10 protein-coding genes are annotated in these 11668 nt (G+C 67.9%); 5 read left to right on the forward strand and 5 right to left on the reverse strand.

The window, feature by feature from the left end:
- The first annotated feature begins 22 nt into the window (after nt 1-22).
- Nucleotides 23-1222 carry a GSCFA domain-containing protein gene (locus RX333_RS12725; RefSeq protein WP_316015326.1) on the forward strand — a complete coding sequence of 400 codons (1200 nt, stop codon included), beginning with the start codon at nt 23-25 and terminating at the stop codon, nt 1220-1222.
- A 136-nt stretch (nt 1223-1358) separates the two neighbouring features.
- Here RX333_RS12725 and RX333_RS12730 read toward each other — a convergent pair whose 3' ends face one another.
- Entirely contained in the window at nt 1359-1556 is a 198-nt protein-coding gene (locus RX333_RS12730; protein ID WP_316015327.1) for a hypothetical protein, read from the reverse strand.
- Between the two features lie 94 nt (nt 1557-1650).
- Nucleotides 1651-1872 (reverse strand): hypothetical protein, encoded by a 222-nt coding sequence (locus tag RX333_RS12735; RefSeq protein WP_316015328.1) that lies wholly within the window; start codon nt 1870-1872, stop codon nt 1651-1653.
- Nucleotides 1873-2358: 486 nt separating this feature from the next.
- Between RX333_RS12735 and RX333_RS12740 the strand changes: the two genes are divergently transcribed.
- Nucleotides 2359-3549, forward strand: coding sequence for a hypothetical protein (locus tag RX333_RS12740; RefSeq protein WP_316015329.1), 1191 nt, complete (start codon nt 2359-2361; stop codon nt 3547-3549).
- Nucleotides 3550-3553: 4 nt separating this feature from the next.
- On the opposite strand, the gene RX333_RS12745 is transcribed toward RX333_RS12740, so the two are convergent.
- Nucleotides 3554-4399, reverse strand: a complete 846-nt coding sequence (locus RX333_RS12745) for a DMT family transporter (protein WP_316015330.1) — start codon at nt 4397-4399, stop codon at nt 3554-3556.
- Between the two features lie 46 nt (nt 4400-4445).
- A complete protein-coding gene (locus RX333_RS12750) occupies nt 4446-5816 on the reverse strand; it encodes a phosphomannomutase (protein WP_316015331.1) in 1371 nt (456 codons plus the stop codon).
- A gap of 125 nt (nt 5817-5941) precedes the next feature.
- Here RX333_RS12750 and RX333_RS12755 point away from each other — a divergent pair, with 125 nt between their 5' ends.
- The 3 genes from RX333_RS12755 (at nt 5942) to panB (ending at nt 8903) form a co-directional block, all read left to right on the forward strand.
- Nucleotides 5942-7183, forward strand: coding sequence for an Hsp70 family protein (locus tag RX333_RS12755; RefSeq protein ID WP_316015332.1), 1242 nt, complete (start codon nt 5942-5944; stop codon nt 7181-7183).
- A gap of 65 nt (nt 7184-7248) precedes the next feature.
- Nucleotides 7249-8097, forward strand: coding sequence for a pantoate--beta-alanine ligase (panC, locus tag RX333_RS12760; RefSeq protein WP_316015333.1), 849 nt, complete (start codon nt 7249-7251; stop codon nt 8095-8097).
- Nucleotides 8094-8903 carry a 3-methyl-2-oxobutanoate hydroxymethyltransferase gene (gene panB / locus RX333_RS12765; RefSeq protein WP_316015334.1) on the forward strand — a complete coding sequence of 270 codons (810 nt, stop codon included), beginning with the start codon at nt 8094-8096 and terminating at the stop codon, nt 8901-8903. Before panC ends, panB begins: the two co-directional genes overlap by 4 nt.
- Nucleotides 8904-9105: 202 nt before the next feature.
- Here the strand turns inward: panB and RX333_RS12770 are convergent, their stop codons facing one another.
- Entirely contained in the window at nt 9106-11658 is a 2553-nt protein-coding gene (locus tag RX333_RS12770) for a DEAD/DEAH box helicase (protein ID WP_316015335.1), read from the reverse strand.
- Nucleotides 11659-11668: the final 10 nt, after the last annotated feature.

Below are 11668 nucleotides of genomic sequence, written 5' to 3' on the forward strand. Positions count from 1 at the left end.
TCGCCACGCAAAGGATGCCCCCATGGCCGCAAGACCGCGCAAGGCCGAGAAGCTGCAGTTCCAGACCACCTCCCGCCAGGGCAAGGAATACCGCACCTGGTTCCGGGGCGAGCATACCAACGTGCTGCCGCATAACCGGCATTTCTTCAAACCCGGCGCGATCGAGAAATACGTGCTGAAGGGCTGGCAGCCCGAGGCGCCGGCGATCGACGTGAACACGCAGGTGACCGCCTTCGGTTCCTGCTTCGCGGCCAACATCTCCAACTGGCTGTCGAAGCGGAACTACAACGTCCTCAACAAGGCCGAGGATGCGGGACGCGCCTATGTGGTCGCCTGCGGCGAGGGCATGGTCAATTCCTTCGTCATCCTCCAGCAGTTCGAATGGGCCTGGGAGGACAAGGTCTTCGACCAGGAGCTCTGGCACGGCTACGATACGGAATCCTACGGCTACGACCCGGAGGTGCAGGCCCAGACGAAGAAGATGTTCGACGAGACGGACGTGTTCATCCTGACCTTCGGCCTCAGCGAGATCTGGTATGATGAGCCGACGGGCAACGTCTTCTGGCGCACGATCCCCAAGGACGCCTACGATCCCGCGCGGCACAAGTTCCGCGTCTCCACCGTCGAGGAGAACAAGGCCAACATGCGCCGGATCTACGATCTGATCCGCACGCATCGCCCGGACGCCAAGATCATCTTCACCCTGTCGCCGATCCCGCTTCAGGCGACCTTCCGCGACAATTCGTGCATGACCTCCAACGCGGTGTCGAAGGGCGTGCTGCGGGTGGCGATCGACGAGCTCTACCGCGAGCTGCGGCACGAGGGCGTGCTGCATTACTGGCCCAGCTACGAGCTGGTCACCGATGCCTTCGCCCAGCCCTACAAGGACGACCGCCGCCATCCGCGTGACGAGGTGCTCGACTTCATCATGATGCTGTTCGAGCGGACCTGGTGCGTGGACAGCGACATGGACGAGGCCGAGCAGCTGCGCGGCTTCGTCATCGCGGGGGCCGCGGCGGGGCTGTTTCCCGGCGTGCTGCAGCGGATCTGCGAGACCAAGCGCGCCTTCCGCCTGGAAAAGGTGCTGGCGCGCGAGCAGCTGCTGGAGGATCCCGCCACCGACAAGGCGCTGCGCGGCCTGCTGCAGGTCCTGCTCGACGCGTGGAAGGCCGAGGCCACAGAAGCGGACGGGACGTCGACGGCGGAACCCATCGCCGACTGACCACCCGCCAGCCTGAACGCCCAGAGCACCCGCCCGACACGCGAACGCCCCCCGGCCTTTGCCGGAGGGCGTTCCGAAAGAACGGGTTGGGCCGAAAGAACGGGTTGGGAGAGGGTCGGGAACAGGACCGGGCCGCTTACGGCCGGTCGGTATCCTCGGCCGCGCTCTCGACCGGGCTCGGCACCAGGTTGGCGGGGTTGAACACCGGCAGGCCGGCGAGCGTGATCTCCGCCCGGTCGGCCCCGCGCGCCACGGCATCGGTGGGCGCCGCGGTGGCGAGCGTGGGGGCGAGGGTGGCCAGGACCAAGGCGCTGGCGGTCAGGATACGGGTCATGTCGGGTCTCCTTCTATCGGAAAGGCAGGGTCCCCGGGATCGGTCCGCCACGGCACCTTGCGGCGGCGGACCGGAGGGCGTCCGGGGGCGGGGATCAGTCGGCGAGATACTTCTCGAGCAGGTTCTCCGCGACGTAGCGGGTGGAGGTGTCCTGCGCCCATTCGCGGTAGGTCACGATCTCGGCCGCGCTCAGCTGGGCGGAGATCTCGGGCGACAGGCCCGCGGAGGCGCCGAGCTGAATGTTGTTCGCGGCGGCCGGCAGGGCGGCGGCGGAGAGGGCTGCGGTGGCGATCAGGGCTTTGAGGGTCGTGGTCATGGTCTTGTCCTTTCATGTGCCGGCTTTGCGGCGTCGAATGTCTCGTTTCGGTCTCGGCGGTGGCGGTTCGTCGCCGTCGATGAGTGACAGATGGGAGAGGCCCCCGTCCCGCAGTAGGGGGACAATGACCGCTTCACCGTTTCCATATCGGACACGATTACAGCTTTTCACACCGGAGTGAGGCATACGGGGACCCCCGTTCTCCTAACCCGGACCAACCTCGCAACCCCCTGACGGGACTGGAAGGGTTGCGTTTGCAGACCGTCCGCACCGACCCGGACACGCTCCAAAAACTGATTCGTTCCGGCCGGAAATGCATTCAATTGTATTAACGCGGCATGGAGCCTTCGGGCCGCCGGACGGTTGTTAACATGTGGGTGGAACGCACCGCTGCCGAGGGGTCGGCAGGCAGGAAAAGTTCCGCAAATCAATGTGGTAGTCGGCAGCGCCGTCCCGCGAGGGACGCCCCCGAGGGGTCGGGGATCGATGGCGCTTGCCCGACGGGAACGGGTGAACATCATGCTGACGGGCGTCACGCTCAAAGCTTCCGCATGGGATGCGGAAGACCGGTATCTTGCGGCCTTGAGCGGGGCCGCCTTCCTCTCCAATGGCGACCTGATCGTCGCCTCCGCCGGCGAGAACGCCGTCACCCGCCTGGGCGGGGATCTCGCGACCCTCCAGCAGCAGCGCTTCGCCCATCTGGGCCTGCATCACATCGCGACCGATGGCGACGAGGCCACCGTGCTCGCCCGCTGGGGCGCGGGGATCACCGTCACCGGCAGCACCATCGCCCAGGACGCCGCCGCCAACCTGACCGCCGCCTCGGGCGACGCCACCGCCACGCGCGGCATCGGCGGGATCGAGCTGGGCGGCACCCGCATCGCCGATACCGACGCCGCGCCCCTGGGCGACGTCACGGCCCTCGCCACCCTGTCGGACGGCCGGGTGATCGCGGGCTCCGCCTTCGACAGCGGCATCGCGCTGATCGGCACCGACGCGATCCTCGACGACGTGGCGCTGGCCGAGGACGGGTTCTGGCACTCGCGGGTCTCGGCCATCGAGACCGTCTCCGCCTATGGCACCGACTACGCCATCGTCGCGGCCTCCGGCTCCTCCTCGCTGAGCGTGTTCGAGGTCTCGGGCGACGAGCTGATCCTGACCGACCACCAGTGGGACAACATGATGACCCGCTTCTCCGGCGTGTCCGAGCTCGCCGTGGCGCAGGTGCAGGGCACCACCGTCATCGCCGCCGCCGGCAACGATGCGGGCGTGGCGCTCTTCGCGCTGGAGACGGACGGCACGCTGACCCATCTGGGCGACATCCTCGACACCGAGGAGGCCGCGATCGGCGATGTCGGCGGCCTCGCCCTGCGCGAGACGATCGGCGGCGCCGAGCTGGTCACCGCCTCCGAGGACGAGCACGGCCTGTCGCTCTTCGAGCTGGAATTCGACTTCATCGACGAGGAGACCCCCGTCGCCGACCCCGAGCCCGAGCTGCCCCCGTTCCAGGAGGCCGTGTCCGGCCTCGCGCCGATGCCCATGCTCGCCCCGCAGGCGCGCAGCAGCGCCCAGGCCCGCGACACGGCCCCCGAGACCGCCCCCGAACCTGTAATCGATCTGGACGACCCCCGCGAGATGGCCACGGAGCTGATGAACATGGACATGATGCTGTTCTGAGCGCTCAGCGCGCCAGCCGCAGCATCGCCAGCCCCGCACCCAGGATCACCCCCAGCCCCGCCAGCGCCAGCGGGTCGGGCCAGTCGCCGAAGACCACGACCCCCGCCGCCACCGCCGCGATCAGCTGCGTGTAGACCAGCGGCGCCACCCGGCTGGCGGGCGCCGTCCGCCCCACCCGCACCAGGATGTAGTTGCCGCCCGCCGAGGCCAGCGCACTGAGCGCGATGAGTCCGGCCTCCGCACCTCCGATCCCCGCGGGCCACGCCCCCAGACCCAGGGGCGCCAGCAGCACCGCGCCGACCAGAAGCTGCGAGACCAAGAGGAACCCCGCCCGGTACGCCCCCGACCCCGCCAGCCAGCGCGTCGCCACCAGATAGCAGCCATAGAACGCGCCCGCCGCCAGCGCGAAGCCGAGCCCCACGCTGAGGTCGGGTCCCGGCTTCACCACCAGCATCACCCCCGCGAAGCTCAGGGCCAGGAGCGCGCTGCGCGCCGCGCTCACCCGCTCGCCCAGCAAGAGCACCGACAGGACGTAGGCCACCACCGGCCCGACGAAGAAGGCGCCGAACACGGTGCCGATCGCCTCGGTCCTGAGCGCCGTCAGGATGCAGGCGATCCCGCCCGCGATCAGCCCGCCGCGCAACAGCACCCGGCCCTGCAGCAGCTGGCCCCATTCGCCCCGCCGCACCCCCAGCACCGGCAGCAGCACCAGCGCGGCGAGCGCGAAGCGCGACCAGGCGACGAAGACCGGCGCGACCCCGCCTTGCGTCAGCAGCTTGCCCGCCGTGTCGCCCGTCACGATCAGGCACATCGCGGCGAAGACCGTGCCGCCCAGCCGCCAGCCGGTCATGCGTATATGTCCCGATCCGAAAGCCCTTTCGGATTGGCATATATACTCATTCCATCCCCTCGATCAGCGCGGTCAGCTCCGCCACCCGCGCGGCCAGCAGGCCCGCATCGCCCCGCGTCTCGACATTGAGGCGCAAGAGCGGCTCGGTATTGGAGCGGCGCAGGTTCAGCCGCCAGTCGGCGAACTCGAGGCTCATCCCGTCCAGATCGTCGCGCGCGCATGCCTCCGCCCCGAACCGCGCCTCGACCCGCGCGATCGCCGCCTCGGCATCGGCCACGCGGAAATTGATCTCGCCCGAGGAGGGGAAGGCCGCGCGCATCTCCCCCACCAGATCGGCGAGGCCGCGTCCCGTGGCCGACAGATGCGCCAGCACCAAAAGCGCGGGGATCATGCCGCTGTCGCAGGACATGAAGCGGCGGAAATAGTGATGGGCCGACATCTCCCCGCCATAGACCGCGTCCGCGTCTCGCATCGCCGCCTTCATGAAGGCATGGCCCGAGCGCGCGCGCACCGCCCGCCCCCCCGCCGCCGCGATGGCCGCGCGGGTCGCCCATTCCACGCGCGGCTCGTGCACGATCGTGGCCCCTGGCGCGCGCGCCAGGAACGCCCCGGCCAAGAGCGCCACCACGTATTCGCCGGGCACGAAGCGGCCTTCATGGTCGAAGAAGAAACAGCGGTCGAAATCCCCGTCCCAGGCGAGGCCCAGATCGCAGCCCTGCGCCACCACCGCGTCGCCCGTCACCGGCTGGTTCTCGGGCAGCAGCGGGTTGGGGATGCCGTTCGGGAAACTCGGGTCCGGCGCGTGGTGCAGCCGCACCCACTCCACCCGCGCGCCCGCCTTGGCCAGCGCGGCGGCGATCCTGTCGAATGTCGGCCCCGCCGCCCCGTTGCCCGCGTTGACCAGCACCTTGAGCGGCCCCAGCGCGCCCGGTTCGACGAAGCTCACCACCCGCTCGACGTAAGCATCGCGCGGATCGGCGGGCGTCACGTCGCCCGGTGCGGGACTGGGCGCGAACCCCGCCAGCGCCGCCTCCGCCGCCTCGCGCACCGCGTCGAGATCGGCGGGCGACAGCGGCCGCGCGCCCGCGCCCACCAGCTTCACCCCGTTATAGTCGATCGGGTTGTGCGAGGCGGTGACGCACAGCCCCGCATCCGCGCCGTAATGATCGGTGGCGAAATAGACCTCCTCGGTGCCGCAGAGCCCGATATCGCGCACATCCGCCCCGGCAGAGGTCAGCCCGTCGATCAGGGCGGCGGCGAGGCGTTCGGAGCTTGCGCGCACGTCGCGCCCCACCACCACCGAGCGCGCCCCGCGCGCGGCGACCAGCCCCTGCCCGATGGCGCGCAGCACGTTCGCGTCGAGGTCGCGGCCGAGTTTCCCGCGCACGTCATAGGCCTTGAAACAGCTGAGGGTCATGGGGGGCGCTCCGTCCTCGGTCGCCTTTCGGTCTAGCGCAGCCGCCCCCCGCCCGCCATATCGCTTGCCTCGCGCGCCGCGCCGCGCTATCCGCCGCCTCTTTCTCATGCGGGGAGGAGATCGCGATGGGCGCGGTGCTGGCACTCGATTTCGGAACGTCCAACTCCGCCGCCGCGATGCTGGACGGCGGGCACCTCCGCCGCATTCCTATGGAGGACGGGGCCGACACGCTGCCCACCGCCGTGTTCTTCCCCACCGAAGGCGGACCGATGCAGGTCGGCGAGGCCGCCGCGCGCGCGCTGATCGCGGGCGAGGACGGGCGCTACATGCGCGCGCTCAAGAGCGTGCTCGGCACCGCCCTGATCGACGAGGAGCGGATGATCGGCGGGCGCCGCCGCACCCTGTCGGGCGTCATCACCGAATTCCTGAGGGAGGTGAAGGCGCGGGCCGAGGCGCGGACCGGCCAGCGCTTCGACCACGTGTTGTCGGGCCGCCCGGTCCGCTTCCACTCGGGCGATCCCGACCGCGACCGCCGGGCCGAGGCGGATCTCTTGGCCTGCTACCGCGCGGCGGGCTTCGACGACATACGCTTCCGCTACGAGCCCGAGGCCGCGGCGCTCGCCGCCCACGCGGCGGGGGATAGCGATGATGACGGCCTCGGCCTGATCGTCGATATCGGCGGCGGCACCTCGGATTTCTCGGTGTTTCGCGCGCGAAACCGGCAGGTGGAGGTCCTCGCCTCCCACGGCATCCGGCTCGGCGGCACCGATTTCGACCGGGCGCTGTCGATGCGCCACGTCATGCCGCTGCTCGGTCATGGCGGGGAGCTTCGGCGCCCCATGGGCGGCGGGCACCTGCCGGTGCCGAACGGGATCTATGCCGACCTCGCCACCTGGGCGAAGATCCCCTTCCTCTACACCCGCGAGACCGAGCGCCTGGTCGAGGGCCTGGTCCGCGACGCGGTCGAGCCCGAGAAACTGGAGCGGCTGGGGGACGTGATCGAACAGCGCCTCGGCCACGACATCGCCTTCGCGGTGGAGCGCGGCAAGATCGCCGCGAATGGCAATCAGGCGACCGGCATCGACCTCGCCGTCATAGAACCGGGGCTTGAAGCCCCGCTCGACGCCGCGGGGCTCGACGCGACGCTGGGCGGGTTCGCCGACGATCTGAGCGCCGCCATCGCCGAGACCCTCGCCTTCGCCACCGTGGATGCGGCGGAGATCGGCACGGTGGTGCTGGTCGGCGGCTCCTCCCTGATGGGGCTGGTCGAGCACGTGGCCCGCAGCGCCTGTCCGGGGGCTACGCTCGCCCGCGCGCAAGCCTTCACCGCGGTGGTGGACGGGCTGGCGCTGGCCAGCGACGACTGACCCCCCGCAACGTCGCGCCGCGCCCCCGCTTGCCAGAGCCGCGACCGGCGCGTAATCCCGATCCCATGGAGATCTGCACCTCAGTCCCCGAGATCCGCCAGGCCGTCGCGGGGTTCCGCGCCGCGGGCGAGAGCGTCGGCCTCGTCACCACCATGGGCGCGCTGCACGAGGGTCACCTCACGCTGATGCGCACCGCACGGGCGGATCACGACCGGGTGGTCGCCACGATCTTCGTCAACCCGACCCAGTTCGGGGAGGTGGCGGACCTCGCCCATTACCCCTCCGACGACGAGGCGGACATCGCGCTGCTGCGCGCCGAGGGGATCGACGCGCTGTTCCTGCCGCGGGTCGAGACGATCTATCCCCCCGGCGACCAGACCATCGTCGAGACCACGGACCTCGCCAACCGCCTGCACGGCAAGACGCGCCCCGGCCATTTCCGCGGCGTGGCCACCGTGGTCGCGCGGCTCTTCAACATCTGCCAGCCCGACGCCGCCTATTTCGGCGAGAAGGACTACCAGCAGCTGCAGGTGATCCGCGCGATGGTGCGCGACCTGCATTTCCCGATCCAGATCCACGGCGTGCCCACGGTGCGCGAGGCGGACGGGCTCGCCATGTCCTCGCGCAACGTGCGGCTTTCGCCCGAGGACCGCGCCGCGGCCACGGTGCTGAGCGCGGCGCTCGACGCGGCCGAGGCCCGCGCGGGGCAGGGCGGGGCCACCGTCGCCGACCTCGAAGCGGTCATCCGCACCACGATCAAGGCCGAGCCGCGCGCCACCTTGCGCGGGCTCGACATCACCGCCGCCGACGGGCTTGCCCCCGTCACGGGTCCCGTGGACCGGCGGCTCGCCATCATGCTGTCGGCGGAATTCGGCAGCGTGCTTCTCATCGACCAGCGGGAGATCGACCCATGAGCGCCCAGAAACCCGTCCGCCGCATCACCACGCCCCAGATCGCGGGGCGAAAGGGCGGCGAGCCCATCGTCTCTCTGACCTCCTACCACGCGCATACCGCGGCCATCGTCGACCAGCATGCCGATTTCATCCTGGTGGGCGACAGCCTCGGCATGGTCATGCACGGGATGGAGACGACGGTGGGCGTGCCGCTCGACCTGATGATCATGCACGGGCGCGCGGTGGTGCGCGGCACGAAACGCGCTCTGATCGTCGTCGACATGCCCTTCGGCAGCTACGAGGAAAGCCCCAACATGGCCTTCCGCAACGCCGCCAAGATCATGAAGGAGACCGGCTGCGGCGCGGTGAAGCTCGAAGGCGGCGCGCGCATGGCCGAGACCATCCGCTTCCTGGTCGAGCGCGGCATCCCCGTCATGGCCCATATCGGCCTGACCCCGCAATCGAGCCACGTGATGGGCGGCTTCAAGACCCAAGGCCGCGACGAGGAGACCTGGGCCGCGCACGAAGCGGACGCGAAGGCCGTGGCCGAGGCCGGCGCCTTCGCCCTGGTCCTCGAAGGCATGGTCGAACCGCTGGCCGCGCGCATCACGAAACAGGTCGCCATCCCCACCATCGGCATCGGCGCCAGCGCCGAATGCGACGGCCAGATCCTGGTGCTGGAGGACATGCTGGGCCTCGGCTCCACCCCTCCGAAATTCGTGCGGGTCTATGGCGACCTGGGCGGCCAGATCGAAAAGGCCGTGTCGGACTACGCGGCGGACGTGCGGTCGCGCAATTTCCCAGGCGAGGACGAGCTCTATCGGTGAGGGGACGTGGGCTTACAAAGACAAAAACCTGTCAAAACTACAAAGCTTTTGCTGGGGTTTTTTGTCCTTGCTAAGCGATTGATCCTAAGCTGATTAGGTAAGGCGGCCAAAAACGACCGTTTTTGACAAGGTGGTTCTATCAGGAGGCTTGTAGTAACTCCATCCAGCTGTCCCGATACGCTATATTCATCTGCGCCAAGAATCATCGAGTGCGGTAGCTCGATCCTACTTGGGTTTTCATCTTCGCCGTTCCGAATGGCTTCATGAACGTGTGACGGATCATGGCGGGCTTCAGCTTGGCCTTCACCAGCGTCGCCTCGCAGTGTTCGGCGAACGCGGCGCCCCCCCCTGCTGCACCGACGAGCTCAACGAGAACATCCCGTAGCGCGCTCACGACCTTGGTAACCTCATCCAACCGGAAGGCAAAGCTGCCGACCGGCGTCGCCTTTTCGTCGGCGACCGCCTCGGGTAGCGCCGAGACCCGCACCGCGTCCCGGCCAGGGTAGGCCTGTTTGAACCAATGCTCGGCCTCGAGCAGTTGAGCATGATCCTTCTTGTAGAGCGGGTTCTTCTCGTCCTTCTCGCTCTTGGCTTCGATTACGAAATCGAAGGCCGCGTCCGTTCGCCAGAGGACGTCGGGACCGGTGTTGTGCACCTTCTCTGGCCGTTCCGAATCGAAACCCAGGAAAGCGCCCAACTCGGCCAGTGCCGCCTCGTAACGGGACGCCGACGCTTCGGGCACGAGATCGCTCATCGCCTCCTCGAAATCGGCGAGGATAGCCGCACGCTGGTCGTACTCGGCCAAGCGCTTTACGATTGCGGCCGCCTGCTTGCCCGGCGTGGGGCGCGCCACATAGGCAGGACGCGTGCGCGGCGGGCTGTGATTGTTGTTGACCGAGAACGCGGTCGTTTGGAGCTCCTGCCCCTTGTCGTCGTCGTTCATTTGGAACGCGATGCGCGCGGCGGAAGCCGCGAGCCAGGCACGGCGCTGAGCGTCCATCGCCAGCGCCTTGTCGCCCGTAAGCTTCTGAATGGCCGCCAGCGCCTTCTCATACTGACCGAGCCGCTGCAGCTTGAACGCCTTGCGCTCCACCGCAGCGACTTTGAGTGCCACCTGATCGATCGGCGGCGCGTGCGCGGCGTCCGCAAGCTCCGAGGCGTGATAGGCGACCCAATCTGGATCGCGCTTAAGGCACTTCAGGATAGTCTCGCGCACCTCATTCGGCGTCGTGACCGCCTCGCTCACCTCTTGGCCCATCTTAAGCTGCACCCGCGTGCTCGCCGTCAGAAAGTCGAGGTTCTTCTTGCGGCCGATCCAGCCCACCAGCTTGGTCCCGATCAGCATGATCACGCAGTGGTCGGCGCCGCCACGGGTGCCCCGGCCGATACCCTGCTCAATACGTTGGGCAAGCAGCGAATTAACCGCCGCGTCCGCCACGACGTTCATCCTGAACACGTCGTAATTGGTCGTCCCCTGGGGCAGGTTGTCCATCACCAGGAAACGACAGGCGTCTCCGGCCAGATCGATACCATCGTACCGATTCGCGAGCACAAGCGGCCCGAAAGTGTCGCCGGCCTGCATCTCGGCCACCTTCTCGGCGACCGCCGACGATTTCTCCGGATATTCGGCGACGTCCGTCCATTCCTCCGCTGCCGCGCCTGACGGTGTCAGGATCGCAACGCCCCGCTCGGCCTCCGCTAGCTTAGTGGCAAGACCTTTGACCATCGGCAGGATCGGCGTGCCGAGCTTCATCAGGCCCGGCACCAAGATCATGCGCTCGCCAACGCCCGCCAGCGACGTCGAGGTGATCGGCTTGCTGATTGCCTCCTGCGACGCTCCGAAGGTGCGCACGATCTCGCTATCGTCGGCGATCGTCGCGGACATGTAGAGCCGCCGCTTGGCGCCGTCGAATGTTGGAAGCAGATCGACCGGCGGGAAGAGCGGGGTGATGCTGACGCCCGCCTTGCTGAATAGGCAGTGGCAGACGCCAAGATTATCACGCAGGAAGGGCCAGACGAAGGCGTCGATGTCATCGACCTCGCCCGACAGATATTGCTGAACCTCATCGAGCTTACGGTTCCACGCCCAGCTCGGCACCTCGATGACGCCGAATTCCTTGCCGTTGATGATGTCCGTGAAAGAGCCGGATCGATTGACCTCTTTGAACGCTGGACGGAAGCGGTCGGCGAGTTCAGTGTAGACCGCCTTGTGCTTCTTGGCCGAAATGTTGAGGGTGAACGCATCGCGGACGGACGACAAGGCGACATGTGCGTCGTCGAGGACGATGGCGCCGACACTCACCACCTCCTGCCCCGACCCGCGCACGCCGAACTTGCTGCGGCCGTTGAATAGCGTCTCGTAGGAGCCCACCAGCACGGCTTTGCCGTCGTGGAACTCGGCTGGCAGCGGCTGACCTCTGGTGTAGGGCAGTGCAGCGATGCCGTACTCCTTACTCTTGGCTAAGACCTGCTCAACAAGTTGGTTCGTCGGAGCGAGATAAAGTACCGGCTCACCAATCTCGTTCATGACTGACTGGGCCATCAGGAGCGCGACTAGTGTCTTGCCTCCACCGGTGTGCAGCTTGACGACGACGTCCTTCTCTTCACGCCGAGGATACCAAGCATCTAACACTTCTGCCTGACTGGCATATAGATCGTTAATACCCGGCGGCTTGGGCAGAGCGTTGAAAATCTCGCGCGGGTTGTGGGGTTTCGGCTTAGCCTTCGACTCCCGCAACTTTTTAAAATCAACCATGAATTACAGC

The organism is Roseobacter sp. HKCCA0434 (genome assembly GCF_032464675.1).
In the GTDB taxonomy this organism is placed as follows: domain Bacteria; phylum Pseudomonadota; class Alphaproteobacteria; order Rhodobacterales; family Rhodobacteraceae; genus Pontivivens.

Bases quoted from the DNA above. Each gene is read 5' to 3' on its own strand.
- RX333_RS12725 (WP_316015326.1), top strand. From the start codon at position 23: ATGGCCGCAAGACCGCGCAAGGCCGAGAAGCTGCAGTTCCAGACCACC.
- RX333_RS12730 (WP_316015327.1), bottom strand. From the start codon at position 1,556: ATGACCCGTATCCTGACCGCCAGCGCCTTGGTCCTGGCCACCCTCGCC.
- RX333_RS12735 (WP_316015328.1), bottom strand. From the start codon at position 1,872: ATGACCACGACCCTCAAAGCCCTGATCGCCACCGCAGCCCTCTCCGCC.
- RX333_RS12740 (WP_316015329.1), top strand. From the start codon at position 2,359: ATGGCGCTTGCCCGACGGGAACGGGTGAACATCATGCTGACGGGCGTC.
- RX333_RS12745 (WP_316015330.1), bottom strand. From the start codon at position 4,399: ATGACCGGCTGGCGGCTGGGCGGCACGGTCTTCGCCGCGATGTGCCTG.
- RX333_RS12750 (WP_316015331.1), bottom strand. From the start codon at position 5,816: ATGACCCTCAGCTGTTTCAAGGCCTATGACGTGCGCGGGAAACTCGGC.
- RX333_RS12755 (WP_316015332.1), top strand. From the start codon at position 5,942: ATGGGCGCGGTGCTGGCACTCGATTTCGGAACGTCCAACTCCGCCGCC.
- panC (WP_316015333.1), top strand. From the start codon at position 7,249: ATGGAGATCTGCACCTCAGTCCCCGAGATCCGCCAGGCCGTCGCGGGG.
- panB (WP_316015334.1), top strand. From the start codon at position 8,094: ATGAGCGCCCAGAAACCCGTCCGCCGCATCACCACGCCCCAGATCGCG.
- RX333_RS12770 (WP_316015335.1), bottom strand. From the start codon at position 11,658: ATGGTTGATTTTAAAAAGTTGCGGGAGTCGAAGGCTAAGCCGAAACCC.